The sequence below is a fragment of the Micromonospora sp. B11E3 genome (assembly GCF_039871625.1).
In the GTDB taxonomy this organism is placed as follows: Bacteria; Actinomycetota; Actinomycetes; order Mycobacteriales; family Micromonosporaceae; genus Micromonospora.
The window spans coordinates 99413-123975 of sequence record NZ_JBDPMC010000006.1; the positions used below are offsets into that span (position 1 = coordinate 99413).

Here is a 24563-nt window from a genome sequence, read left to right on the forward strand (position 1 = left end):
GCACGCCTAACCCTGCGTGATCCGGCCCCGGTCGCCTAACCCTGCGTGATCCGGCCCCGGTCGTCGAAGCGGGCGCCGGTCTCCGGGAAGTCGCTGCGGCTGAGCTGCCGGACCAGGCCGAGGCCCCGGTCGTCCGGGTCCATCGTCGGCTTGCCGATCGAGTTCATGTACGTCGAGGTGAACGACCCGCCGGCCCAACTGCCGTCCGGGTTGAGCGACACCTTGAGGACGCCACCCCAGCCGAGCCGGCCGTTGCCGCTCAACTGGTTGCCGCCGCCGGCGAAGTTGCCGAGGCTGTACGCGATCAACCGGCCCTTGTAGAACTCCATGCCGCGCAGCACGTGCGGGCCGTGCCCGACGATCAGGTCCGCCCCGGCGTCGATCATGGCGTGCGAGAACCTGACCGGATCGCCCCGGTTCTCACCCAGGAACATCTCCGTGCCGGGCCGCACCCGGGTCTTGTCGGCGCCCTCGCCGCCCATGTGCACCTGGACGACGACGAGGTCGGCCATGGTGGCCGCCTTCTTGATCACCTGCCGGGCGGCGGCGATGTCGACGAGGCTGTTGGACCAGACGTACGACGAGAAGCCGGCGACCGCGACCTTGACGCCCTCGACCTCGACGACCGTGATCTGGTCGGGCGCGCCGGTGTGCTGGAGGTCGTACTTCTCCAGCGCCCGCTGGGTGTTCTCGTACCCCTTGGGGCCGTAGTCGTAGCCGTGGTTGTTGGCCTGGTTGAGCAGCATGAAGCCGGCGTCGCGCAGGTGCGCGGCGTACTCCGGCGGGGCCCGGAACTGGAAGCAGCGGGTCGAGTTGGCCCCGCACTTGCCGGTGCCGGTGTCCACCGTCAGCGGCTCCTCCAGGTTGCCCATCACCAGGTCGGCCTTGAGCGCGCCCTTGACGGAGTCGAAGAAGCCCTTGCCCCCGTTGGGCGGGAGCCGGTTCGGGGCGTTGCCCATGATGATGTCGCCGGTGGCCGAGAGCGAGATGCGCTTCGCCTCGGCGGCCGGGGTGGTGGCGGCGGGAGTCGGGGAGCCGGTGGCGCCGGTGGCGCCGGTGGCGCCGCCCTCCGGCCCGGACTGCCAGACGGGGTCATCGCCGGACCCGGTGCAGCCGGCGGTGAGCAACGCGGTCAGTAGCACGCCGAGCGCGAGCGCGAGGCGGCGGCGCGGGCGGTTTCCGGAGCGGACGGAAGCGGACATCGAGCGCGACGCTACCTGTTATCAGGCGCGTGGACGATGACCGATCGGTCGGAGTTTCATCCCGCCCAACGGTCCGACCACGGGACGACCGTGCCGGCTCCACCGGCCAGCACTGCGGCGTGCACGGCCCGGGCGAGCGGCGCCCCCCAGGTCGAGCGCGGCCCGCCGTACGCGACGGGCGGGCCGTCGGCCGGGCACAGGACGGCGACCGCGTCGGTGGGCGTGCCGGTGGCGGTCAACCCCAGCTCGCGGATCGCCTGAGTCTTCGCCTCGGTCGCGGTGGCCACGGCGTTGACCAGCGCCGCGTCGCCGAGCCGGGCAGGCACCTGGACCACGATGTTGACCGTGCCGACCCGGGGCGTGGGGCACCCGGCCGGCTCGGGCTCCGCGGCGGCGGCCTGGACCGGGGTGCCCAGCCCGACGGTCGCCCAGACGTGCACGCCGCCGTCCGCGCGGGTGACCACCTCGGCGACGTCGACCCCCGTGAGCAGGCCGACGCCGGGCCCGTCCAGGCCCAGCTGGTCGGCCAGTTCGGCCAGGTGGTCGGCCGGGTCGTCCCGGTGGTACGACATCGGCACGGTCGCGTTGACGACCCAGTTCCGTACGCCGATGCCGCCGCCGAGCGGGGCGGAACTGACCGCCAGCAGCGGCCGGCCGGGGCGCCAGACGAGCAGCGGAACCTCCCGCCCGTCCTCGCGGCGGCTGGTCAGGGTCGGCTCGGTCAGCACGGGCCGACCCTACGTCCCGGTCCTCGGGGCGGGTGTGCAGGTCCCGGGGGATGGCGAGGATCAGGGGTGGACCTCTGATTACCGTTCACGTGCGCCTAGACTGGCCACGCGCGAGGGATCAGCGGACGGCGGAACCGACGGACGGTACGCGCAGGCGGAGGTGCGGGATGGACGAGGTACTGGCTCGCAGCGGGATCTTCCAGGGCGTCGACCCGGAGGCTGCCGAGGCGCTCGCCAAGGAGATGGAGACGCTCGAGGTTCGCAAGGGCGAGGTCATCTTCAACGAGGGCGAGCCCGGCGACAGTCTCTACATCGTCCTGGCCGGCAAGATCAAGCTCGGCCGTCGCGCGGCCGACGGGCGGCAGAACCTGATCTCCGTCATGGGCCCGTCCGACATGCTGGGCGAGCTGTCGCTCTTCGACCCCGGCCCGCGTACGGCGACCGCCACCGCGGTGACCGACACCCGGCTGGTCCGGCTGCGCAAGCAGGCGCTGCGGCCGTGGCTGAACAACCGGCCGGAGATCGCCGAGCAGCTGCTCCGGGTGCTGGCCCGCCGGCTGCGGCGGACGAACGACTCCCTGGCCGACCTGATCTTCACCGACGTGCCGGGCCGGGTCGCCAAGAACCTGCTCCAGATGGCCGGCCGGTTCGGCACCCGCGACGGCGGGGTGCTCCGGGTGACCCACGACCTGACCCAGGAGGAGATCGCCCAGCTCGTCGGCGCCTCCCGCGAGACGGTCAACAAGGCGCTGGCCGACTTCGCCTCCCGGGGCTGGCTGCGGCTGGACGGCAAGAGCATCATCATCCTCGACCCGGAGCGTCTGGCCCGCCGCGCCCGCGTCTGAGCCGCCGCGCGTCGCGCCCGGGCCCTCCGCGTCCGGGCCGGGCGCGGCGCTCTGCCGGGCGCAGAATCGCTGGACGGGGGCGGCCGGCGGGCGGGACGGTGGGGCGATGCTGGAACGTGTCGCCGTCCTCTCCGACGTCCACGGTGCGCTGCCCGCGCTGGAGGCCGTCCTGGCCGAGCCGGACGTGGCCGCCGCCGACCTGATCGTGCTCACCGGCGACATCGCCGCCGGCCCGCAGCCGGTCGAGGTGCTCGACCTGCTCGCCGGCCTGGGTGACCGCGCCTGCTGGGTGGGCGGCAACGCCGACCGGGAGCTGGTCGAGGCGCGGGCCGGCAAGCCGTGCCCCGTCGAGGTGTCCGAGTGGGCCGCCGGCCAGCTCCGCGACGACCAGGTCGCCCGCCTGGCGGCGCTTCCGCTGACGGTCACCCTGCCGGTCGCCGGGCTGGGCGACGTCCTCTTCTGCCACGCCACCCCTCGCGACGACGAGGAGGTGGTCCTCGTCGACACCCGGATGTCCCGGTGGGCGGAGGTCTTCGCCGGCCTCCCGGCCGAGGTCACCACGGTGGTCTGCGGCCACACCCACATGCCGTTCACCCGGCTGGTCGACCGCCGGCTGGTGGTGAACCCGGGCAGCATCGGGATGCCGTACGGCGGGGCGGGCGCGTGGTGGGCGCTGCTCGGGCCCGGGGTGCAGTTGCGGCGTACCCCGTTCGACGTGGACGCGGCGTGCGCCCGGGTCGCCGCGGAGTCGGCCTACCCCGACGCCGCCGCCTGGGCCGACGAGTACCTGCGTTCCCGGCACAGCGACGCCGACGCGCTGGCCGTCTTCGGCCCTCGCGACGGCCGCTGACCTGGCCGGCGGGCTGACCGCTGACCTGGCCGGCGGGCTGACCGCTGACCTGGCCGGCGGGCTGACCAGCGGGCTCGACCGTGTCTCACTCGCGCGCTGTGGAGCTGCCCCGCGCACGCTCCCGCCCGAGGGGCGAGGCGCGCCGGACCTGCGACTCGGGGCGCGGCGAGCCGAGGCGGAGTGGGCCGTCCGCGGTTGCCCCGTCCGTGCGGGCAGCTCCACAGCGCCGCCGACAGCCGCCGCCGGGTGGCGGGAGATCGTCATTGGCCTCGACGCCGTCCGTGCGGGCAGCTCCACAGCGCCGCCGACAGCCACCCGGCCCCGGCCGCGAAGCGGCGGCGGGCGCGAAACGGCGGCGGGCGGGGCGAAAAAGTCAGGCTTGACTGTTTGTTTTTCGCGGGAGCACGCTGTCCCCGTGCCCACCGCATCGACCCGCGTCGCTCAACAGGAGCGCAGCCGCGCCACCCGGGCCCGGCTCCTGGAGGCGACCGTCGAGTGCCTGGTCGAGCACGGCTGGGCCGGCACGACCACCACCGTCGTGGCCGCCCGGGCCGGCGTCTCCCGGGGCGCCCAGCTGCACCACTACCCCACCAAGGCCGCCCTGGTCACCGCCGCCGTCACGCACCTGACCGAGCGTCGGGCGGCGGAGCTGCGCGCCGAGGCGGAGGCGCTGCCCGCCGGCCCGCAGCGGCTCGACGGGGTGATCGACCTGCTCGGCGCGGCGTTCACGGGGCCGCTGTTCGTCGCGGCGCTGGAGCTGTGGGTCGCCGCCCGCACCGATTCGGAGCTGCGGGCGGCCCTGGTCCCGCTGGAGGCCCGGGTGGGCCGGGAGATGCACCGGCTGACCGTGGCGCTGCTCGGCGTCGACGAGCGCCGCCCCGGCGTCCGGGAGGCCGTGCAGGCCACCCTCGACCTGCTGCGGGGGCTCGGGGTGGCGAACCTGCTCAGCGACGACTCCACCCGGCGCACCGCCCTGCTCGCCACCTGGAAACGACAGCTCGCCACCCTGCTCGCCCCCTGACCGGCCCGCCCTGGAGGCACCATGGTCGACGACCGCACCGACCTGCTCACGGAGCTGCTCACGGACCTGACGGCCGAGTCCGAGCAGCTGGACGCCCTGGTCGGCCCGCTGCCGCCGGAGAGCTGGGCGCGCCCGACCCCGGCCCCCGGCTGGACCGTCGCCCACCAGATCGCGCACCTGGCCTGGACCGACCACGTCACCCGGCTCGCGGCCACCGACGTCGAGGCGTTCCTCGCCTCGGCGGCCTCGGCCCCGGACGTGACCCGGCTCGTCGAGAGCGGCGCGCAGGCGTTCCTGGCCCCGCCGGCGGAGCTGCTGGGCACGCCGTCGGGGGTGACCGCGTGACCGGGCCGCTGCGGGTCGGCAACGCGTCCGGCTTCTACGGCGACCGGTTCAGCGCCTGGCGGGAGATGCTGGACGGCGGCGAGCTGGACGTGCTGACCGGCGACTACCTGGCCGAGCTGACCATGCTGATCCTGGGCCGGGACCGGGTGCGCGACCCGGGCCTCGGCTACGCGCGGACGTTCCTGCGGCAGCTGGAGGGCTGCCTCAGCACGGCGCTGGAGCGCGGGGTGCGGATCGTGACCAACGCCGGCGGCCTGAACCCCGCCGGGCTGGCCGCCGCGATCGGCGCGCTCGCCGACCGGCTCGGCCTCACCGCCCGGATCGGGTACGTCGAGGGCGACGCCCTCGACCGCCCGGACGCGCTGACCGCGAACGCGTACCTCGGGGCGTTCGGGATCGCCGCCTGCCTCGACGCCGGGGCGGACGTCGTGGTCACCGGCCGGGTCACCGACGCGTCCCTGGCGGTCGGCCCGGCGATCGCCCGGTTCGGCTGGGGCCGGGGCGACCTGGACGCGCTCGCCGGCGCGACCGTCGCGGGTCACCTGATCGAGTGCGGGGCGCAGGTCACGGGCGGCAACTTCAGCTTCTTCACCGAGCTGCCGGACGGCGGCCACCGCCCCGGCTTCCCCGTCGCCGAGATCCACCCGGACGGCTCGGCGGTGCTCACCAAGCACCCCGGCACCGGGGGTGCGGTCACCGTCGAGACGGTCACCGCCCAGCTCCTGTACGAGGTGGGCGGCCCGGAGTACCTGGGGCCGGACGTGGTGGCCCGGCTGGACACCGTCGAACTGAGCGCGGACGGCCCGGACCGGGTACGGGTCGCCGGGGTCCGGGGCGCGCCGCCGCCGGCCACGCTCAAGGTCGGGGTCACCAGCCTCGGCGGGTTCCGCAACTCGATGACGTTCGTCCTGTGCGGGCTGGACGTCCCGGCGAAGGCGGAGCTGGTCCGGGGCCAGCTGGAGGCGGCGGTCGGCAAGGACGGGCTGGAGTTCACGCTGGCCCGCACCGACCACCCGGACGCGGTCGACACGGAGACGGCGAGCGCGCTGCTGCACGTACACCTACGCGACGGCGACCGGGCGCGGGCCGGGCGGGCCTTCTCGGCCGCCGCGGTGGAGCTGGCCCTGGCCTCGTACCCGGGCTGCACGCTGACCACCCCGCCCGGCGACGCCACCCCGTACGGGGTGTTCACCGCCGACGCCGTGCCGCAGGAGGCGGTCGAGCACGTGGCGGTGTTGCCGTCGGGCGAGCGGGTCGTGATCGCTCCCCCGCCGGTGACCCGACCGCCGGCGGCTCCCGAGCCGGCGGAGCCGCCGACCGGAGGCGCCGCGCCGGGGGCCACCCGGCGGGGGGCGCTCGGCGAGCTGGTGGGGGCGCGGTCGGGGGACAAGGGCGGGGACGCCAACCTCGGCGTCTGGGCGCGCACCGACGCGACCTGGGCCTGGCTGCGCGGCTGGCTCACCGTGGAACGGCTGGCCGAGCTGCTGCCGGAGACCGCCCCGCTGACCGTCGAGCGGTACGAGCTGCCGAACCTGCGCGCGGTCAACTTCGTGATCCGCGGGCTGCTCGGGCCGGGGGTGGCCGGGTCCACCCGGTTCGACCCGCAGGCCAAGGCGCTCGGCGAGCTGCTGCGTGCCCGGGTGGTCGACCTGCCGGCCGGCCTGACCGCCGGGGGTGCCGCGTGACCATCGTCGACACGCCGGAGCGGCGGCAGCTGCGGGAGCTGACCCGGGCGTTCGTGACCCGGGAGGTGCTGCCCCACCTGGACGACTGGGAGCGGGCCGGCGAGGTGCCCCGGCAGCTGCACGCCACCGCCGCGAAGCTGGGCCTGCTCGGCATCGGGTTCCCCGAGTCCGTGGGCGGCAGCGGCGGCTTGGCGGGCAACCGCACCCACGCCCGTCCCCCGACGGCGACCACTACATGTTGGCATCCTCCCCCGCCTAGAGGCGGGGGATTCCCACCCTCGCGGGTTGGGGTTCCTGGTTCACCGCAGACTGCGCGGAAGGAGGTCCTTCGTGTCTGACGTCCGCTCCGCAGGCGTTTTGTGTCTCGGCCAGCCCGGCCGCGACGGCGATGTTCTTGGCGGCGTTGACGTCCCGGTGATGCCGGGTGCCGCACCTCGGACACGGCCAGTGGCGTGTGCCGAGGGAGAGGGTGGCGAGCAGGCGCCCGCACGCCGAGCAGGTTTTCGACGACGGGTACCAGCGGTCCACGACGGCGAGGGTGCGGCCGTCGCGGTGCGCCTTGTAGGTGAGCAGGTTACGGAACTCGGCCCAGCCGGTGCGGGAGATGGATCTGGCCAGGGAGCGGTTGGCGGAGCCCTTCTGTTTGCGGGCCATGATCCGCTGGTAGCGCCTCAACCGGCGCTCCCGGCGTTCCATGTGCCTCGGGTGGGGGATGCGTTCGCCGGTGGACAGCACCGCGAAGTCGGTCAGGCCGAGGTCCCCCAGCGACAGATTTCCGCCGCGCAGGCGGAACCCCGACCGGGTGAAACTGGCGGACTGGCGGCCGTGCCGGGACTTGTACCGCGGATACCGGGCCCGCTTGGCGAAGAACGCGGTCATGGCGGTGTGCTGGTGCCGCAGGGTCTGCTGCAACGGCACCGACGACACCTCGGCCAGGAACGCCAGATCCGGCTGCTTCTTCATCTCCGTCAACGCCCGATCCGTCTCCGGATAGGACGTGGACTTCCGCTCGGTGCGCCAGCGGGCGTGACGGGCGGCGAGAGTGCGGTTCCAGACGACACGTACACACCCGAAGGTGCGGTTCAGCACCGCCGCCTGCTCCGGGGTCGGATACGCCCGACACCTGTACGCCGTCCGCACAGGACCCATCCAACCAGAAAGGACAGACAATAGTGGCTGACAACGCGTCCGCCATTCCTCCCCGCCCTGAAGGACGGGGCATCCTGGCGGTAGTCCGGTGATCGTCGCGAAGGGGATGGGCCTGTGACCACCCTCGTCAGCGCCGTCGACCCGGCCGCGCCCGCCTTCCGGGCCAACCGGGAGGCGCTGCTGGACCGCCTCGCCGAGCTGGAGGCGGCGCTCGACCAGGCCCGCGCGGGCGGCGGCGAGAAGTACGTGACCCGCCACCACGCCCGGGGCAGGCTGCTGCCCCGGGAGCGGATCGAGCTGCTGCTCGACCCGGACAGCCCGTTCCTGGAGCTGTCGCCGGTCGCCGCGTACGGCACGGACTTCCCCGTCGGGGCCAGCGTGGTGACCGGGATCGGCGTCGTCGAGGGCGTGGAGTGCCTGGTCGTCGCCAACGACCCGACGGTACGCGGCGGCGCGGTGAACCCGTGGTCGCTCGCCAAGACCCGGCGGGCCGGCGAGATCGCCCTGGCGAACCGGCTGCCCATGATCAACCTGGTGGAGAGCGCCGGCGCCGACCTGCCCACCCAGGCGGAGATCTTCATCCCGGGCGGCCGGGTGTTCCGCGACCTGACCCGGCTCTCGGCCGCGAGGATCCCCACGGTCAGCGTGGTGTTCGGCAACGCCACGGCCGGCGGCGCGTACGTGCCGGGGATGTCGGACCAGGTGGTGATGATCCGGGAACGGTCGCAGGTCTACCTGGCCGGGCCACCGCTGGTGAAGATGGCCACCGGCGAGGTCACCGACGACGAGTCCCTCGGCGGGGCGGCCATGCACGCCACGAGGTCCGGCCTGGCCGACTTCCTCGCGTCCGACGAGCGGGACGCGATCCGGCTGGCCCGCCGGTGCGTACGCCGGCTCAACCGGCGCAGGCAGGGCCCGCCGCCGCGCACCCCGCTGCCCGCCCCACCCAGGTACGACCCGGAGGAGCTGCTCGGGATCGTCAGCGCCGACCTGAAGGTGCCGTTCGACCCGCGCGAGGTGCTGGCCCGGGTGCTGGACGGCAGCGAGTTCGACGAGTTCAAGCCCGGCTACGGCAGCGCGCTGGTCACGGGGTGGGGCGAGCTGCACGGGTACCCGGTCGGGGTGCTCGCCAACGCCCGGGGCGTGCTGTTCAGCGAGGAGGCGCAGAAGGCGGCCCAGTTCATCCAGCTCGCCAACGCCGCCGACACCCCGCTGGTCTTCCTCCAGAACACCACCGGCTACATGGTCGGCACCGAGTACGAGCAGCGCGGCATCATCAAGCACGGCGCCCTGATGATCAACGCGGTGTCGAACTCCACGGTGCCGCACCTGACGGTCAACCTCGGCGCCTCGTACGGGGCCGGCAACTACGGGATGTGCGGCCGGGCGTACGAGCCGAGGTTCCTGTTCACCTGGCCGAACGCGAAGTCGGCGGTGATGGGGCCGGCGCAGCTCGCCGGGGTGCTGTCGATCGTCGCCCGGCAGGCCGCGCAGGCCCGGGGGCGGGAGTACGACGAGGACTCCGACGCCGCGATGCGGGCGATGGTGGAGCAGCAGATCGAGTCGCAGTCCGGTGCGCTGTTCCTCTCCGGGCGGCTCTACGACGACGGGGTGATCGACCCCCGGGACACCCGCACCGTCCTCGGGCTCTGCCTGTCGGCGGTGCACAACGCACCGGTCCGGGGCGCCGAGGGCTTCGGCGTCTTCCGGATGTAGGGGGCTACCTGTGAGCGCGAGGAACGCAGCGAAGCGGAGTCCCGCAGTCGCGAACGAAAGGCGGGCTCAGTGATCACGCGACTGCTGGTCGCCAACCGGGGGGAGATCGCCCGGCGCGTCTTCGCCACCTGCCGGGCGCTCGGCGTCGAGACGGTCGCCGTGTACTCGGACGCCGACGCCGACGCGCTCCACGTCGCCGAGGCCGACCGGGCGGTCCGGCTGCCGGGGAACAGCCCGGCCGAGACGTACCTGCGGATCGACCTGGTGCTCGACGCGGCCCGCCGGTCCGGCGCGGACGCCGTGCACCCGGGCTACGGCTTCCTCGCCGAGAACGCGGCGTTCGCCACGGCGGTGACCGACGCGGGGCTGACGTGGGTCGGGCCGCCCGCCAAGGCGATCGCCGCGATGGGCGACAAGGTCGAGGCGAAGGCGCTGCTCGCCGAGGCGGGCGTGCCGATGCTGCCGACCTGGACGGAGGCCGACCGGATCGCGGAGTTCCCGGTGCTGGTGAAGGCGGCGGCGGGCGGCGGCGGGCGGGGCATGCGGATCGTCCGGGACGCGGCCGGCCTGGCCGAGGACCTGGCCTCCGCCCGCCGGGAGGCGGCTGCGGCGTTCGGCGACGGCACGGTCTTCGTCGAGCGGTACGTCGAGCGGGGCCGGCACGTCGAGGTGCAGATCCTCGGCGACGCGCACGGCACGGTGCTCGCCCTCGGTGAGCGGGACTGCTCGATCCAGCGCCGGCACCAGAAGATCGTCGAGGAGGCCCCGGCGATCCTGCCCGACGGGGTGCGGACGCGGCTGCACGAGGCGGCGGTCGCGGCCGGCCGGGCGGTCGGCTACGTCGGGGCCGGGACGGTGGAGTTCCTGCTCGCCCCGACCGGGGAGTTCTTCTTCCTGGAGATGAACACCCGGCTCCAGGTCGAGCACCCGGTCACCGAGGCGGTCACCGGCCTGGACCTGGTCCGGCTGCAACTGCTGGTCGCCGAGGGCGCGCCGCTGCCGCTGGCGGCGACCCCGCCGGCCACCGGCCACGCGATCGAGGTACGCCTCTGCGCCGAGGACCCGGCCCACGGCTTCCGGCCCGCCACGGGAATCCTGCACCGGTTCGCCGTCCCCGGGGTGTCCGGCGAGTTCGCCCCGACCCGGGGGCTGCGCCTGGACTCCGGGGTGACGGACGGTTCGACGGTGAGCGTGCACTACGACTCGATGCTCGCCAAGCTGGTCGCCTGGGCGCCGACCCGGGCCGAGGCGGCCCGGGTCCTCGCGGGCGCGCTGGCCCGCGCCGAGCTGCACGGCGTGGCCACGAACCGCGACCTGCTGGTCCGGGTGCTGCGCGGCCCCGAGTTCGGCGCGGCGCGGGTCGACACCGGCTTCCTCGACCGGCACCCGGAGGTCTTCGCCCCGCTGGTGCCGGCGGACGGGGTGCCGCTGGCCGCCCTGGCCGCCGCGCTCGCCGCGGCGGCGGCCCGCCGGGCGGCGGCGACCGTGCTCGCCAGCCTCCCCTCCGGCTGGCGGAACGTGCCGGCGTTCCCGCAGGTCGCCCGCTACGCGGGGCCGGGCGGCGAGATCGAGGTGCGGTACCGGCTGGACCGGACGGGGGCGCTGGCCGGCTGGTCCACCGACCCGGCGACGGAGCGGACGGTGGCGCTGGTCGAGGCCGCCCCGGACGGGGTCGTGCTCGACGTCGACGGCGTACGGCAGGCGTACCGCGTGTCCCGGGTGGGGTCGGCGGTGTTCGTGGACGGCCCGGACGGGTCGACGGCCCTGGCGGAGCTGCCGCGCTTCCCGCCGCCGGCCGCGGAGCTGGCCGCCGGCTCGCTGCTCGCGCCGCTGCCCGGCGCGGTCGCCCGGGTGCACGTCGAGGTCGGCCAGCGGGTCGCGGCCGGCGACGCCCTGCTGACCCTGGAGGCGATGAAGCTGGAGCACCCCGTGCTCGCGCCGGCCGACGGCGTGGTCGCCGACCTGCCGGTGCCGGCCGGCGGCCAGGTCGAGGCCGGCACCGTGCTGGCCGTGGTCAACCCCGTCGAGGAGGCCCCCGCATGAACTTCGACCTCACGCCCGAGCAGGAGCAGCTGCGCGACGCCGTCCGCGCGCTGGGCCGGCGGTACGGCCACGGCTACTTCGTCGGCAAGGCCAAGGCCGGCGAGCACACCACCGAGCTGTGGGACGAGGCCGGCCGGCTTGGCTACCTCGGGGTCAACATCCCCACCGAGTACGGCGGCGGGGGCGGCGGCATCACCGAGCTGGCCCTCGTCTGCGAGGAGCTGGCCGCGGCCGGCTGCCCGCTGCTGCTGCTGGTGGTCTCCCCCGCCATCGCCGGCACGGTGCTCGCCAGGAACGGCACCGACGAGCAGCGCAAACGCTTCCTGCCCGGCCTCGCCGACGGGTCGACGAAGATCGTCTTCGCGATCACCGAGCCGGAGGCGGGGTCGAACTTCCACCGGCTCGGCACGGTGGCCCGGCGCGACGGCGACGACTGGGTGCTGTCCGGCCGCAAGTGCTTCATCTCGGGCGTCGACGAGGCGCGGTACGTGCTGGTCGTGGCGCGGGTCGCCGTCGGAGACGGAAGCTCAGCGGAGGCCGCGCCGCGCAAACTCAAGCCGGCGCTGTTCGTCGTGCCGACCGACGCGCCGGGGTTGACCCGCTCCAAGCTGGACATGGAGATCGTCTCCCCGGAGCATCAGTTCCTGCTCTACCTGGACGACGTGCGGGTGCCCGCCGACGCGCTGGTCGGCGGGTCGCTGGACGCCGGCCTGCCGGCGCTCTTCTCCGGCCTCAACCCGGAGCGGGTCACCGTCGCCGCGATGGGCGCCGGCACCGGCCGGTACGCCATCGAGCGGGCGTCGGAGTACACGGCGACCCGCCGGGTCTGGGGCGGCCGGAGCATCGGCTCGCACCAGGGGGTGGCCCACCCGCTGGCACATGCGGCGGTGCAGGTGGAACTGGCCCGCCTGATGATCTACAAGGCGGCGAGCCTGTACGACGCCGGCCGGGACCTGGAGGCCGGGGTCTCCGCCAACATGGCCAAGTACGCGGCCGGCGAGGCGGCGGCGCTGGCCGTGGACACCGCCGTGCAGGTGCTGGGCGGGGCCGGCATGACCACCGAGTACGGGGTGGCCACCCTGCTCGGCGGGGTACGCGCCGGCCGGATCGCCCCGGTGAGCCGCGAGATGATCCTCAACTTCGTCGCCCAGCACGTCCTCGGGCAGGAGAAGTCGTACTAGGCGGTGGTGCGGCAGCCGGCGTCGATGCGGTGCACGGGGCGTACGCGCCGGCCCAGCGCCTCCAGCAGCGAGTCCTCCACGTGGAAGTCGTGGACGCGCAGCCGGTGTCGGGGCAGTTCCTCCTCGCTCGGGCAGAGCACCTGACCCTTCACCTGGTCGATCGGCACGTACCGGACGCCGCCGCGCTCCTGCAGGAGCACCAGGTTGACATCGTCCACGACCACCACGTGGCCGCGAACTTCCTCGATGGCGCCGGGAGCGGTCTCCACGGTGGTGACGGTCAGCGGCAGCACCGGCGTGGTGATCACCGGCAGTGCCGCCCACACGAGCATGGCGAGCACGGCGGCCTCGGTGATCGAGGCGAGCGGCCGGATCACCGCCCCGGGCAGCGGCCCGGCGATGGCGGGCGCCAGCACCGGCGGCGCGAGGAGCAGCGCCAGGACCAGGTACTCCCGCTGGTGCCAGGCGTCCAGCAGGGTCGGCATCAGGAGGAAGAGGTACCCGCCGAGCAGGGCGGCGACGATCAGCACCCGGGCCGGCATCAGCTCGTGCAGCCGCTCCGGGCGGAGCTGGAACGCGGCGACGAACGCGGGCAGCAGCAGCGGCAGGTACAGCAGCTGCCACGTGACCAGCGCCAGCAGGAAGCTCGCCACCACGAACCAGGCCGGGGTGACATCGGCCCAGCGGGCGAACAGCGGGCGGCGGTGCCCCGGCAGCCGGTCGACGCTGACCCCGAGCACCGCGCCGAGGGCGAAGACGGCGACGAGGCCGGTGGAGAGCAGCCGGGCGGCCGTCGTGAGGAACCCGGCGAGCAGGTTGACCGGCCCGACGTTGGCGACCAGCAGCAGGGTGGTCTGAAGCTCGCCGCCGGCCTCCACGCCGAGCCGGAGCACCGAGAAGACGGCGGGCACGCCGACCACCGCCGTCCAGAAGGACTGGCTGGCCCGGGCCCGGCGCTCGTCCGTGGCGAATGCCGGGGCTGGTGGGGGCGCTGGCGGGTCCGCGTCCGCGCCGCTGCCGCCGGTGGCCGCCGGCGCTGTCATTTCCGGGGTGCCTTGTCGTCGAAGTCGACCAGCTTCGGCACGTTCAGCGTCGGCGGCTGGACCTTCGGCGTGCGCATCCACGGCCCGAGGGTTCGGTGGTACGCGGTGAGCCAGGGGCTGGTGACCCCCTGGCGCCCCTGCTGGTAGCTCTTGTCGAGGAAGAACGCGACGAGGTCGCGCAGCGCCGGGTCGCTGATCGGTACGCCGACGCCGATCTGCTCGCTCGTGCCGAAGGGCATGTCGACGATCGTGAACTCCTTCGGGTGCCGGGAGAGGAAGCCGGCGAGGATGGTCTCGTCGGAGCTGACCGCGTCGTACCGGCCCTGGAGGATGCCGTCGACGCAGTCGCCGACCTCCTTGACCACGAACACCCGGATCTGGTGCCTGCCCAGTTCGGCCTCGGTGGTCGAGCCGCCGCTGGTGCAGACCTTGTAGCGGGGGTCCCGCAGGTCCTCGATGGTGCGGATGTCGTCCTTGAGCCGGGTCGGGACCATCGCCTCCTGTGTGGTCACCAGGTACGGGCCGGCGAAGCTGACCAGCTTGGCGCGGTCCTCGGTCATCGAGAAGGTGGAGACGACCAGGTCGACGGAGCCGCCCTGGAGCGCGGGAATGCGATCCTCGGTGGACACCGGCACCCACTCGATGCGCCGGTCGCCCTCGTAGCCGAGCTGGCCGGCGATGTACCGGGCGATCTCGACGTCGAAGCCGGTGTACGTGCCGCCGTGCAGCTCGCTCATCAGCGGGCCGGTGGTCGAGACGCCGATCTTCAGCGTCGGCTGGCCGTAGATGTGCGTCTCGCGGAGCTTGTCGTTGACGGACGGTATCTCCGGCTCCTGCCGGCTGTCGCAGCCGGCGGCCGCGGCAAGGGTCAGGGTGAGGGCGACCGCCACGGTGGTGGCGACGGACCGGGCCCGGGACCGGGTGAGGAACTGGCTCATCGGCGACCTCGCTGACCAATCACCTGTGGAAAACCGAGAGTAGCGGTTCCGGGCTACCCTTGTGGTCGCGCGGCGGTCGCGCCGGTCGTTTGTGGACCTTCGGACACCGGCGGGTTGACAGGCGCGCCATCCTTGACGGGTGACTCGAATCCCTCGGCCCACCGCGCTCGCCGTGGCGGTCGCCGCGGCGCTGGCGGCGGCGTCCCTGGTGGTGACGCTGCTCGCGTGGCGCCCGAGCAGCATGGTCTCCGTGGTCCTCGCCCTGCTCTGCGTCCTGCTGGCGATGATCGCCGGAGTGGCGGCGACGGACGTCCGGCAGCGCCGCGAGGAGGCGGGCCGGGACACCGGCCCGGAGTCGACGAAGGGGCCGGGCCAACCGGTCAGCGGCGGCGTGGACGCCGACACCGTGGAGGCGCTGGACAGCCGGGACGCGCTGCGCGCGGTCGAGGAGCGCCGCCGCGCGAACGGGCTCAGCGACCGGTGAGGGTGGGCTCGTACAGCCGGTCGACCCCGCGCCCGGCCAGGCAACGGTAGGTCCGCTGCGGGTCGGACTCCGGCGGCGGCAGGACCTCCAGGTGCCAGCCGCTGGTGTACGGGATCCCGCTGGTCAGCCGGAACGTCACGGGATTGCAGACCTTGCGCACCGCCGGGTCGGCGGTCACCTCGTCGTGTCCCGCGCCGACCAGGGCGGCGGGCAGCTCGCCCTCGGCGTACGTCTCCCAGGTGTGCCGCCCGTCGCAGGGCAGCCGCGGCGCCTCGGCCCGGCTGCCGCGCACCCGGATCGGCCCGAAGCACTCCAGTTCGGCGGCGCAGAACGCGCCCGCCGGCAGGGCCTTCGCCCCCGGCGAGCCGGCCACGCACCCGGGCAGGGTGCCCCAGCGGGCGGCCGGGGAGGTGCCGGCCGCGCTGGCCACCGGCGTGGGCGTCGGCGTGACGGGCGCGGCGCCGCTCGCGACCCAGGCGCCGGCGCTGGCCGAGGCGGCCAGGGCGAGCACCCCGGCGCCGCCGAGGAACCACCGCCGCCGCCACCGCCGGCGCGGGGTGGGCACGGTGGGGTGGCCGTCCTCGACCGGGGGACGCGGCACCGGGCGGCCGGACTGGCCCGTGCCGTACAGGCCGCCGGACGTGGACGGGCTGCCGGTGCCGCTCGCCGACCCCGACGAGCCGCCGGAGGCCGGGCCGCCCGCCGTCGGACCGCCGGAGACCGGGGCGCCGCTGACGGGCGCGCTCACCGGGTCCAGCGGCAGGCCGGCGAGCAGCCCGCGCAGCTCCACCGCCGACGGTCGTTCCCCCGGGTCGTTGGACATGCCCCGGCGGAGCACGTCGACAAGTTCGTCCGGCACGCCGGGCAGCCCGGGGATCGGCTGGTGGAACATCTCCAGGACGGTGACCAGGCTGGGATTGCGATCGGACTGCCAGCGCGGCGGCCGGCCGTGCATCACCGCGTAGAGGGTGGCGCAGAGCGCGTAGATGTCCACCGCGGGCGACGGCGGGCTGTGGTTGAACATCTCGGGCGGCGCGTACGCCGGGGTCAGCACCTCCAGGGTCACCGACGCGTCGCGCACCTCGGCCAGCACGGCGAGCCCGAAGTCGGCCAGCACCGCCGGGTTGAACTGGGAGTACAGGATGTTGGCGGGCTTGACGTCGCGGTGCAGCACCCCGTTCGCGTGGGAGTGGGCCAGCGCGTCGGCGATCTTCACCCCGAGGTCGCGGGTCTCCGCCGGGCCCAGCGGCGAGGTGCGCATCCGCTCGGCGTACGACCCGTCGCAGAGTTCCATGATCAGGTACGGGTGCCGGTCGACGGTGACCCCGACGTCGAACAGGTCCACGACGTGCGGGTGGGACGACATCTTCCCGGCGGCCCGCGCCTCGCGCAGGAACCTGGCCTGGTCGCGCTCGTTGTCGAGCGTGCGATTCTCGATCTTGACCGCGACCTCACGCCCCACGGAGATCTGGGTGGCGCGGTAGACGGTGGCATGACCACCCCGGGCAAAGACCTGCAAATCGGTCAGACCAGGCACAATGGGCAGCCGCAGGGCGCCGGGCGGGGTGTCGGTCACGGCTCGAAAATACCCAATCAGCCCGGGAACTCAGTGGTCCGCATTCGCGGGCGGACCGGCCGGCACCGCGGCGCGGCGGGCGTCCCAGCGCAACGCGAGGGCGGTGGCCAGCGCCCCGACGCCCTCCCAGGCGGCCACCGCCAGGAACCCGGCCGGTGCCACCTCGGCCAGCACCACGATGGTGAAGACGACACACGCGACCAACCGGAAGAAAACCGCGAACCGGTAGAACGGCCGCCACTCGGTGGCCGTCGCCAGCAGGTAGTAGACCCCCATGTTGAACGACGCCATGGCGGACGCGGTCAGGAACGTGCCCGTGTAGTCGCCGGCCGCGCGGCGATCCGGCACCTCGAAGCCGAGCAGCCGCAGCTGCGCCTCGGGCCAGAGCAGCCCGAGCGCGCCCATCAGCAGCGCCAGGACGCCGAAGACCGCGATCGTCCAGCCGGCGCTGGAGCGCGGCAGCCTCATCACGTCCTCCCGGTGTCCGGCACGGGCCACCGCAGCGGACGCCGTGGCGGACCTGACACGGTAACGGCTGCGAAGGATGTCCGCATCGGCGGAACCGGCAGACTCAGGACGCGGCGCGCCCGCCCGGGTCGGCCGTCGCCGCCAGCCGGTCCCGCAGCGCGTCCGCCGCGGCCCGCTCGCTGCGCTGCTCCGTCGCGTACGCCAGGCGGACCGCCTCGTCCACGCTCGCCAGCGCCTCGGCGAAGCGGCCGTCGGCGGCGAGCGCCTCGGCCAGCACGCTCGCCGCGATCACCTGGCTGCGCACGTCCTCGGCCGGGGCCGCGACGGCCCGCCGGGCCCAGTCGAGGGCCTGCTCGCGCTGGCCGTGCGCGAGCAGCGCCTCGGCGTACCGGGCCATGGTCTGGCGGCGGGAGAAGAGCATCGACGGCGCGTTGGCGGCGGCGGTGGCCACCGGGGCCAGCAGCCCGACGGCGGTGGCCGGGTCACCGGCGGCCAGCCGGGCGGTGGCCAGCAGCACCCGCGGGCCCACCTGGACGGGCGCCTGCGGGTTGTGCGGCTCGACGGCGGTCAGCACCGCCCGGGCCGCCCGCTCGGCCGTGGAGTGGTCGCCCAGGTCCAGCGCCACGAAGCCGCGCAGCGTGCCGGCCATCCCGGTGAGCAGCGGGTGCGAGGTCCGCTCGGCGTACGACACCGCGTCGGTGAGCAGGTCGGCGGCGTGTTCCGGCTCGCCCAGCCCCCGGGCGACCGCCCCGCGCACCACCAGGGCGAAGCCCTGCCCCCAGTCGTCGGAGACCGCGGCGAAGTCCCGGTACGCCCGGCGGGCCGCCCGGTCGGCCTCGGCCAGCTCGCCCAGCTCGGCGGCGGCGAACGCCTCGACCGCGCGCAACGTGCCGACCGCCCACGCCTCGCCGACCCGCTCGCCGAACGGCAGGAACACCCGCGCCATCCGGCACGCCTCCCGCAGCCGGCCGGCGAGCAGCCGGGCGAACGCGGTGGTGCCGCGCAGCCACGCCCGCCCGTACGGGTCCTTCAGCTCGGCGAAGAGCCGGGCGGCCCGGCCGAGCACGGCGTCCGTACCGGCGAAGTCGCCCCGCGTGGTGGTGACCCAGGCCAGGTTCTGCAACGACCACGCCTGCCCGCGCCGGTCCTGCGACGTGAGGCTGACCTGGTACGACGCCGCGAGCCGGCTGCTCGCCTGGCTCAACCGGCCGGCGATGAAGTCGGCCATGCCGAGCCGGCGCATCGCCGAGGCGCGCAGGTTCGGCAGTTCGCCGGCCGTGGCCACCTGCAACGCCTCCTGCCAGCAGGTCGTCGCCCGGGCCTGGTCGCCCAGCGTCTGGTGGGCCTGCCCGGCCAGCAGCAGGGCGCTGGCCCGGGTGCCCGCCTCGTCCCCCGCGTTGGCGGCGATCTTCTCGGCGTACGCGAGCGCGTCGGCCGCCCGGCCGACCTGGAGCAGGGCGCGGGCGTGCAGCACCCGCAGCGCCGCCGGGACCGCGCCGCGGGCCAGCTCGGTGGCGCGCTCGGCGTACTCGACGGCGGCGGCCGGCTCCCCGGCCTGCAGCGAGCGGCGGGCGGCCCGGCCCAGCGCGGCCACCCCCAGCGGGCCGACCGTGCGGGCCGGCGCGTCCGGGCGCAGCTTCACGGCGTCGGCGAGGGCGGTCGCCCGCTCGACGTGCTCGGCGACGAACGCGTCCCGGGCGGCGTCGCCGAACCCGCCCGGGGCGGCCGGCCCGCCCGGCTCGCCGGGCGCCGCCCAGCGGGCCAGCGCGGCGTGCCGCTCGGCCAGCTCGGCCTTGCTCACCCCGGAGTACGCCGCCTCCCGCATCAGCGGGGTGGCGAAGGCGTACCCGGCACGGGTGCGGTGCAGCATCCGGCGTTGCAGCAGCTCCTCGACGGCCCGTTCGAGTTCGACGGCCACCACGGCGGCGGGCCGGCCGTCCCGCCCGGCTCGCTGCTCGCGCAGCGCCGTCAGGGCCCCGCCCGGTACGGTGTCGCCGACGACGGCGGCGTCCCGCAGCACCGACCGGGCGTCCGCCGGCAGCGCGTCGATGCGCGCCGCGAGCACGGCGGCGAGGTCGCGGGAGAGCAGCCGGCTGCCGAGCGAGCCGGGGGCGAGCCGCCAGGTGGCGCCACCCGACCCGCCCCGCTCCGGGCCGACGGTCAGCGCGCCCCGCTCCATCAGCAGGGTGACCAGCTCGGCCAGGTAGAACGGGTTGCCCTGGGCGGTGGCGAGCAGCCGGTCGGCGTCGGCCTGCGGCAGCTTCCCGCCACCGAGGTAGCTGGTGAGCAGCCGCGCCGCGTCGGCACCGCGCAGCGGGGGCAGGGCGTGCACCTCGGCCTCCGAGACCCGGGTGAGCGCCCCGGCCGTGCGGACCAGCTCGGGGCGGCCCAGCAGCAGCACCAGGACCGGCCCGGCGAGGCGGTTGAGGGTCAGCGCGAGCGCCTTGATGGTCTCGGCGGTCGCGTCGTGCAGGTCGTCGACGACGATCACCAGCGGCGCCTCGCCGGCCATGGCGGTGAGCAGGGCGGCCACCGCGTTCGGCACGGCCTCCGCGTCGGCGGGCGGCTGGGCGCCGGCCCACTCGCCCTGGTCGGCCGGGCCGGCGCCGGGCAGCTCGGCGTACCCGAGCAGGGCCAGCAGCTGGTCGGCGGCGACCGGCGCGGGGTCGTCGCGCAGCCGGCCGAGGCGCTGGTTGAGCCGGCGCAGGCGCTCCTCGACGGCCGGCCGGGTCAGCGCGGTGGCCGGGTCGTTGGGCAGGCCGACGGCGGCCCGGACCAGGTCGGCCAGCGGGGCGAGCCGGCGACGCTCGCCGAACGCGGCGCAGCGCACCGAGAGCACCCGGGCGCCGCTGTGCGCGGCGTACCGGCCGGCGCCGACGTCGTAGCCGGCGGCGAGCCGTTCCACCTCGGCGGCGAACCGGGACTTGCCGATCCCCGCCTCGGCGGTCATCAGCAGCACCCGCGGTTCCGCCCGGTCGATCACCTCGGCGAGCCGGCCGGCGACCCGGCCGATCTCGGTCTCCCGGCCGACGAACGGCGCCTCGTCGCCCAGGCCCGACCGGGTGCCCGGGGCGTCCAGCAGCCCGAGCAGCTCGTACGCCTCGACCGGCTCGCGCTTGCCCTTGAGACGCAACGGCCGCAACGCCCGCCAGGAGGCCACGTGCCGGGTGGCCGCCGAGGTGCGGGCGCCAGCGTAGACCGCGCCGACGGCGGCGGCGTCGGCGAGCCGGGCGGCGGTGTTCACCGTGTCGCCGATGACCGTGTACTCGATCGCCGCCTGGATGCCGGCGATCACGTCCCCGGTGTTCAGCCCGACCCGCAGGCCCAGCGGCGCGCCGCCGCCGCGCTCGTCGTCGAGCACCCGGCGCACCGCGCGCTGCATGGACAGCGCGGCGCGGACGGCCCGCTCGGCGTCGTCCTCGTGCGCGACCGGCGCGCCGAAGACCGCCATGATCCCGTCGCCGGTCAGCTTGTCGACGTGCCCGCCGAACGTCTTGACCGCGCCGGCGAGGGCGGCGAGCACCCGGTCGGTGACCGCGCCGACCCGTTCCGGGTCGAGGTCCTCGGACCAGGAGGTGAAGTCGGACAGGTCGCCGAAGAGCACGGTGACCACCCGCCGCTCGGCGGCGGGCAGGGTGGCGGCGGCCGGCAGGGCGGCGCCGCAGTTGTGGCAGAACCGGGCGCCGGGCACGGCGACCGTCCCGCACACCGGGCAGGTCACGGCCGCTCCACCCCGAGGTACTCCAGCTGGGCCCGCACCGACCACTCGGCGGCCCACCAGAGCGAACGGTCCACGTCGGCGTACACCTTGGCCACCACCTCGCCGGCCGTGGTCGCCCCCTCGGCGACGGCCTGCCGGACCTGGTCGAGCCGGGCCCGGCGGTGGGCGAGGTAGAACTCGGCGGCGACGCCGCAGTCGGCCAGCGCCGGGCCGTGCCCGGGCAGCGCCGGCACCCCCCGGTACGTCGAGAGCAGCTCCAGGCTGGCCAGATAGTCGCCGAGGTGGCCGTCGGGGTGGGCCACCACGGTGGTGCCCCGGCCCAGGATCGTGTCGCCGGTCAGCACGACCCGCTCGTCGCCGCGCGCGACCAGGAAGCAGACCGAGTCGGCGGTGTGCCCGGGGGCGGGAACCGCGGTGACGGCGAGGCCGGCCTGGTCGAGCGGGGCGTTCGCGTCGAGCGGCGCGCCGCCGTGGCAGTGCGCGGGGTCGACGGCCCGCACGGGCGCGCCGCCGAGCAGCTCGCGCAGCCGGGGCGAGCCCTCGGTGTGGTCCGGGTGCCCGTGGGTGATCAGCACCGCGGCGACCGGGCCGTGCGCCGCGATCGCGGCCAGGTGGCCGTCGTCGGCGGGCCCCGGGTCGACCACGACCGCCGGCTCGCCGGGCCCGGACCGCAGCACCCAGGTGTTGGTGCCGTCGAGGGTCATCGGTCCCGGGTTTGGCGCGCGCAGCAGCGTCACCCACTCCGGCAGCTGGTCAGCCAGCGCCGCCACGGCTCCCGTGATGTGCCCGGTCATGCCAGCGATCGTACGACCCCGACCGCCACTCCCCGCGATCTTGCAGTTCCGGCCCCTGGTATGTGCCCGTTCACGGCTTTCGCCCGGGCCGCCACCGCAGGACCGCGGGGCACGGGACGGGAATCAGGCGACCTCGACGATCAGTTCGAGCTCGACCGGGGCGTCCAGGGGGAGCTCGGCGACGCCGACCGCGGAGCGGGCGTGCCGGCCGGCCTCGCCGAAGACGGCCCCGAACAGGTCGGACGCGCCGTTGATCACGGCCGGCTGGCCGGTGAACCCGGGCGCGCTCGCGACGAAGCCGGCCACCTTGACGATCTTGACCACGTTCTCCAGGCCGACCAGCGCGTCCACGGCGGCGAGGGCGTTCAACGCGCACCGCGCGGCCAGGTCCTTGGCCTGCTCGGCGGAGACCCCGGCGCCGACCTTGCCGGTGGCGAGCAGCTTGCCCTGCGCCATCGGCAGCTGACCGGAGACGTAGACGTGCTGCCCGGACTGGACGGCCGGCACGTAGCTGGCCACCGGGGGCACCACCTCGGGCAGTTCGAGCCCGAGTTCGGCGAGCTTCGCGTGCGGTCCGTTACTCATGCCGCCACCTCGCTCCGCTCGGCGTCGTCATGAGCTGACTTCGCGCCGGACCTGATGATTCGCTCACTCCGCTCGCTCATGCCCGCCACCTCGCTTCGTCCGCTCGTGCCGCTCATGCCTTCGGCCGCTTCAGGTACGCGACGAGCTGTTCCGGGTTGGGACCGGGGACCACGGAGACGAGTTCCCAGCCGTCCTCACCCCAGTTGTCGAGGATCTGCTTGGTCGCGTGGACCAGCAGCGGGACGGTGGCGTATTCCCACTTCTGCATCGGCGCAGGGCTCCCTAGGAGGCGACGAGTTACCGGGCACAGCCTACGATCCGGCGCCCGCCGTCCGACGCGGGACGCCGCTCACCGGGCGGCCGGTGGTTCCCCGCAGGCACCCTCGTGGTCGTACGGCTGGGGACAGCGGGACCGGTCCGGCATCAGCAGGTCGCAGAAGACGCGGTGGCGGTTGTTCTGGTCGTCGGCGGTGGAGACGGTGGTCTCCCCGGCGTCCAGCTCGCGCAGGAAGCCCAGCGAGACCGCGACCGTGCCGGCCAGCGCGGTGGCCGCCGCCAGGTCCGCGACCCGGATCGGCAGGTGGATGACGTAGCCGGGCCCCTCGTCGTCCGTGGACCGCTCGGCCGGTCGGCTCAGCACGCGCAGCGCCTCGCCCTGGTCGGCGAACCGCCGGTACGACCGCTCGTTGACCGGGTACGACCGCTCGGCCGGCTGGCCGGTGGCCGGGCCCTCCTCGTCGACGGAGGGGGTGCGCCGGCTCCGGCTGGCGCTACCGACGGGTGGAAACTGGGCTCGGGAGATGTTGTCCGTGTCGCGCATGCACTGCCTCCGGCCTCTCGCCTGATCAGGTCGCCATCAGGCTCGGACCATCCGTCCGGTCCGCACCCGCACGCCGGCCACAACGTAGGACCGATGCCGGACCGGAACAACAGGGCGCGCATGGAAGGCTACGCGAAGTCACATATGTGACACTTCGCCAGTCCGGCACCCGACGGCACCGGGCGCGCTCGCGCGATCCACCGTCGGCGCGGCCGGCCCGGGGACCACCCCGGGCGGCGGTTCACCGCTACCCTTCCCGTCGAAGGGGCGCGCAGGACGGCCCCCTTCGTCCGACCAGCCCGTCGCGTCCGGTGCGGACGTCGACGCGCCGCACCCCCGGGGGACCGACATGACCCAACCACCCAACGGCGGCGCCACCGGATCGCCCGGCGACCCGCCCATCGGCGACCGCGCCCCGGAACCGTTCGGCAGCCCGGTTCCCCCGGCTCCGCCGGGCGCTCCCGCGGGCTCCCCGGTTCCCCCCGGTCCGCCGGGCACCTTCCCGGGCGGCCCGGTCGCCCCGGGTCCCGCCGCCCCCCACCCGGCCGCTCCGGGCTTCGGCGGCGCCCCGGCCATCCACGGTGGTCAGCCGTCCCCCGGCCCGGTTCACGCGCCACCGCCCGCCGGGCCGTTCGCCGCGCCGCCGCCCGGCGCCCCGGTCCACGCGCCACCGCCCGCCGGGCCGCAGCCGGGTGCCCTACTGCCTGGCGCGCCCCAGCCCGGCGGGCCGCAGCTCAACGCGCCCCAGCCCGGCGGGCCCCAGGCGGGCTTTCCCCAGGCGGGCTTTCCCCAGGCGGGCCCGCCGCAGCCCGGCGCGCCGGGAGCCGTGCCGCCGGGATACCCGCCGTACCCGGCACCGGCACCGGCCCAGCCGCGGAAGAAGCGGGCTGTGCTCATCGCCTCGATCGTGCTCGCCCTGGCCGTCGTGCTCTGCGGCGGCGGGGGCGTCGCCGCGTTCCTGACCCTGCGCACCGTCGAGAGCGGGGAGGGCGCGAAGGAGCCGACCGCCGCGGTGCAGAACTTCCTCGCCGCCGTCTACCAGGAGCGGGACGCGAAGAAGGCGGCCGGCCACGTCTGCTCCGCCGCGCGGGACGACAAGCAGATCGCGGCGAAGGTGGCCGAGGTCAAGCGGTACGCCGAGGAGCACGAGGGCGCCCGGTTCCGGTGGACCGCTCCCAAGGTGGACAACCAGACCGACGACCGGGCGACCGTCACCACCAAGGTGACCATGACCACCTCCGACGAGAAGGTGGCCGAGCAGGACCTGCGCTTCACGGTCGTGCAGCAGACCGGCTGGTGGGTCTGCGAGATCGCCTGACCCGGGCGGAGCCGCCGCGCGCCGGTCGTGACCGGCCGCGGCGGCCGCCGC

Annotated in this window: 21 protein-coding genes and 3 pseudogenes; 11 read left to right on the forward strand and 13 right to left on the reverse strand. The window is 75.2% G+C overall.

Features of this window, described 5'->3' with window-relative positions:
* Positions 1–35: 35 nt before the first annotated feature.
* Positions 36–1202 (reverse strand): CapA family protein, encoded by a 1167-nt coding sequence (locus ABGB16_RS05375; RefSeq protein ID WP_347666829.1) that lies wholly within the window; start codon positions 1200–1202, stop codon positions 36–38.
* Between the two features lie 56 nt (positions 1203–1258).
* Entirely contained in the window at positions 1259–1930 is a 672-nt protein-coding gene (locus ABGB16_RS05380) for an adenosylcobinamide amidohydrolase (protein WP_347666830.1), read from the reverse strand.
* 167 nt (positions 1931–2097) lie between these two features.
* Between ABGB16_RS05380 and ABGB16_RS05385 the strand changes: the two genes are divergently transcribed.
* From ABGB16_RS05385 to ABGB16_RS05410, 6 genes and pseudogenes are all read left to right on the forward strand, one after another.
* Positions 2098–2775, forward strand: coding sequence for a Crp/Fnr family transcriptional regulator (locus tag ABGB16_RS05385; protein ID WP_347666831.1), 678 nt, complete (start codon positions 2098–2100; stop codon positions 2773–2775).
* A 106-nt stretch (positions 2776–2881) separates the two neighbouring features.
* Positions 2882–3625, forward strand: coding sequence for a metallophosphoesterase family protein (locus tag ABGB16_RS05390; RefSeq protein ID WP_347666832.1), 744 nt, complete (start codon positions 2882–2884; stop codon positions 3623–3625).
* Between the two features lie 415 nt (positions 3626–4040).
* Positions 4041–4646: a helix-turn-helix domain-containing protein gene (locus ABGB16_RS05395; RefSeq protein ID WP_347666833.1), complete on the forward strand. Its 606-nt coding sequence runs from the start codon at positions 4041–4043 to the stop codon at positions 4644–4646.
* Between the two features lie 21 nt (positions 4647–4667).
* Positions 4668–4964 (forward strand): annotated as a pseudogene (locus ABGB16_RS05400) (maleylpyruvate isomerase family mycothiol-dependent enzyme); the annotation flags it as partial.
* Between the two features lie 23 nt (positions 4965–4987).
* On the forward strand, positions 4988–6676 hold the full coding sequence (locus ABGB16_RS05405; RefSeq protein WP_347666834.1) for an acyclic terpene utilization AtuA family protein: 1689 nt from the start codon (positions 4988–4990) through the stop codon (positions 6674–6676).
* Positions 6673–6864, forward strand: a pseudogene (locus tag ABGB16_RS05410) (acyl-CoA dehydrogenase family protein); the annotation flags it as partial. The gene ABGB16_RS05405 and the pseudogene ABGB16_RS05410, both read left to right, overlap by 4 nt.
* A 67-nt stretch (positions 6865–6931) precedes the next feature.
* Here ABGB16_RS05410 and ABGB16_RS05415 read toward each other — a convergent pair.
* A complete protein-coding gene (locus ABGB16_RS05415; protein WP_347666835.1) occupies positions 6932–7825 on the reverse strand; it encodes a transposase in 894 nt (297 codons plus the stop codon).
* A 114-nt stretch (positions 7826–7939) separates the two neighbouring features.
* Here ABGB16_RS05415 and ABGB16_RS05420 point away from each other — a divergent pair, with 114 nt between their 5' ends.
* The 3 genes from ABGB16_RS05420 to ABGB16_RS05430 all read left to right on the forward strand — a co-directional run bounded on the left by ABGB16_RS05420 (position 7940) and on the right by ABGB16_RS05430 (position 12765).
* Entirely contained in the window at positions 7940–9541 is a 1602-nt protein-coding gene (locus ABGB16_RS05420) for a carboxyl transferase domain-containing protein (RefSeq protein WP_347666836.1), read from the forward strand.
* Positions 9542–9610: 69 nt separating this feature from the next.
* Complete coding sequence (locus tag ABGB16_RS05425) at positions 9611–11584, forward strand: biotin carboxylase N-terminal domain-containing protein (RefSeq protein ID WP_347666837.1); 1974 nt, start codon at positions 9611–9613, stop codon at positions 11582–11584.
* Positions 11581–12765 carry an acyl-CoA dehydrogenase gene (locus ABGB16_RS05430; RefSeq protein WP_347666838.1) on the forward strand — a complete coding sequence of 395 codons (1185 nt, stop codon included), beginning with the start codon at positions 11581–11583 and terminating at the stop codon, positions 12763–12765. Before ABGB16_RS05425 ends, ABGB16_RS05430 begins: the two co-directional genes overlap by 4 nt.
* On the opposite strand, the gene ABGB16_RS05435 is transcribed toward ABGB16_RS05430, so the two are convergent.
* Together ABGB16_RS05435 and ABGB16_RS05440 are read right to left on the reverse strand one after the other, a co-directional pair.
* Positions 12762–13808, reverse strand: coding sequence for a hypothetical protein (locus ABGB16_RS05435; protein WP_347666839.1), 1047 nt, complete (start codon positions 13806–13808; stop codon positions 12762–12764). The two genes, ABGB16_RS05430 and ABGB16_RS05435, sit on opposite strands and share 4 nt — an antisense overlap.
* Complete coding sequence (locus ABGB16_RS05440; protein WP_347666840.1) at positions 13805–14746, reverse strand: transporter substrate-binding domain-containing protein; 942 nt, start codon at positions 14744–14746, stop codon at positions 13805–13807. The genes ABGB16_RS05435 and ABGB16_RS05440 overlap by 4 nt, the downstream gene beginning before the upstream one ends.
* A 139-nt stretch (positions 14747–14885) precedes the next feature.
* Between ABGB16_RS05440 and ABGB16_RS05445 the strand changes: the two genes are divergently transcribed.
* Positions 14886–15230: a hypothetical protein gene (locus tag ABGB16_RS05445; protein WP_347666841.1), complete on the forward strand. Its 345-nt coding sequence runs from the start codon at positions 14886–14888 to the stop codon at positions 15228–15230.
* On the opposite strand, the gene ABGB16_RS05450 is transcribed toward ABGB16_RS05445, so the two are convergent.
* From ABGB16_RS05450 to ABGB16_RS05485, 8 genes are all read right to left on the reverse strand, one after another.
* Entirely contained in the window at positions 15217–16806 is a 1590-nt protein-coding gene (locus tag ABGB16_RS05450; protein ID WP_347666842.1) for a serine/threonine-protein kinase, read from the reverse strand. The two genes, ABGB16_RS05445 and ABGB16_RS05450, sit on opposite strands and share 14 nt — an antisense overlap.
* A 30-nt stretch (positions 16807–16836) precedes the next feature.
* A complete protein-coding gene (locus ABGB16_RS05455) occupies positions 16837–17274 on the reverse strand; it encodes a hypothetical protein (protein WP_347666843.1) in 438 nt (145 codons plus the stop codon).
* Between the two features lie 103 nt (positions 17275–17377).
* Complete coding sequence (locus ABGB16_RS05460; protein ID WP_347666844.1) at positions 17378–20995, reverse strand: adenylate/guanylate cyclase domain-containing protein; 3618 nt, start codon at positions 20993–20995, stop codon at positions 17378–17380.
* Complete coding sequence (locus tag ABGB16_RS05465; protein ID WP_347666845.1) at positions 20992–21789, reverse strand: MBL fold metallo-hydrolase; 798 nt, start codon at positions 21787–21789, stop codon at positions 20992–20994. The genes ABGB16_RS05460 and ABGB16_RS05465 overlap by 4 nt, the downstream gene beginning before the upstream one ends.
* 123 nt (positions 21790–21912) lie before the next feature.
* Positions 21913–22374 carry a RidA family protein gene (locus ABGB16_RS05470; RefSeq protein WP_347666846.1) on the reverse strand — a complete coding sequence of 154 codons (462 nt, stop codon included), beginning with the start codon at positions 22372–22374 and terminating at the stop codon, positions 21913–21915.
* Positions 22375–22486: 112 nt separating this feature from the next.
* On the reverse strand, positions 22487–22642 hold the full coding sequence (locus tag ABGB16_RS05475) for a DUF4177 domain-containing protein (RefSeq protein ID WP_013736319.1): 156 nt from the start codon (positions 22640–22642) through the stop codon (positions 22487–22489).
* Between the two features lie 81 nt (positions 22643–22723).
* Positions 22724–23194: a hypothetical protein gene (locus ABGB16_RS05480; RefSeq protein ID WP_347666847.1), complete on the reverse strand. Its 471-nt coding sequence runs from the start codon at positions 23192–23194 to the stop codon at positions 22724–22726.
* A gap of 606 nt (positions 23195–23800) precedes the next feature.
* Positions 23801–24091 carry a hypothetical protein gene (locus ABGB16_RS05485; protein WP_347666896.1) on the reverse strand — a complete coding sequence of 97 codons (291 nt, stop codon included), beginning with the start codon at positions 24089–24091 and terminating at the stop codon, positions 23801–23803.
* Between ABGB16_RS05485 and ABGB16_RS05490 the strand changes: the two are divergent.
* Positions 24060–24512, forward strand: a pseudogene (locus tag ABGB16_RS05490) (hypothetical protein); the annotation flags it as partial. The gene ABGB16_RS05485 and the pseudogene ABGB16_RS05490 sit on opposite strands and share 32 nt — an antisense overlap.
* Positions 24513–24563 lie beyond the last annotated feature (51 nt).

What these genes read in the sequence shown, in the direction of transcription:
- ABGB16_RS05435 (WP_347666839.1), bottom strand. Translation starts at nt 13,808, where the DNA reads ATGACAGCGCCGGCGGCCACCGGCGGCAGCGGCGCGGACGCGGACCCG.
- ABGB16_RS05430 (WP_347666838.1), top strand. Translation starts at nt 11,581, where the DNA reads ATGAACTTCGACCTCACGCCCGAGCAGGAGCAGCTGCGCGACGCCGTC.
- ABGB16_RS05390 (WP_347666832.1), top strand. Translation starts at nt 2,882, where the DNA reads ATGCTGGAACGTGTCGCCGTCCTCTCCGACGTCCACGGTGCGCTGCCC.
- ABGB16_RS05415 (WP_347666835.1), bottom strand. Translation starts at nt 7,825, where the DNA reads ATGGGTCCTGTGCGGACGGCGTACAGGTGTCGGGCGTATCCGACCCCG.
- ABGB16_RS05470 (WP_347666846.1), bottom strand. Translation starts at nt 22,374, where the DNA reads ATGAGTAACGGACCGCACGCGAAGCTCGCCGAACTCGGGCTCGAACTG.
- ABGB16_RS05455 (WP_347666843.1), bottom strand. Translation starts at nt 17,274, where the DNA reads ATGAGGCTGCCGCGCTCCAGCGCCGGCTGGACGATCGCGGTCTTCGGC.
- ABGB16_RS05375 (WP_347666829.1), bottom strand. Translation starts at nt 1,202, where the DNA reads ATGTCCGCTTCCGTCCGCTCCGGAAACCGCCCGCGCCGCCGCCTCGCG.
- ABGB16_RS05385 (WP_347666831.1), top strand. Translation starts at nt 2,098, where the DNA reads ATGGACGAGGTACTGGCTCGCAGCGGGATCTTCCAGGGCGTCGACCCG.
- ABGB16_RS05440 (WP_347666840.1), bottom strand. Translation starts at nt 14,746, where the DNA reads ATGAGCCAGTTCCTCACCCGGTCCCGGGCCCGGTCCGTCGCCACCACC.
- ABGB16_RS05480 (WP_347666847.1), bottom strand. Translation starts at nt 23,194, where the DNA reads ATGCGCGACACGGACAACATCTCCCGAGCCCAGTTTCCACCCGTCGGT.
- ABGB16_RS05475 (WP_013736319.1), bottom strand. Translation starts at nt 22,642, where the DNA reads ATGCAGAAGTGGGAATACGCCACCGTCCCGCTGCTGGTCCACGCGACC.
- ABGB16_RS05465 (WP_347666845.1), bottom strand. Translation starts at nt 21,789, where the DNA reads ATGACCGGGCACATCACGGGAGCCGTGGCGGCGCTGGCTGACCAGCTG.
- ABGB16_RS05485 (WP_347666896.1), bottom strand. Translation starts at nt 24,091, where the DNA reads ATGAGCACAGCCCGCTTCTTCCGCGGCTGGGCCGGTGCCGGTGCCGGG.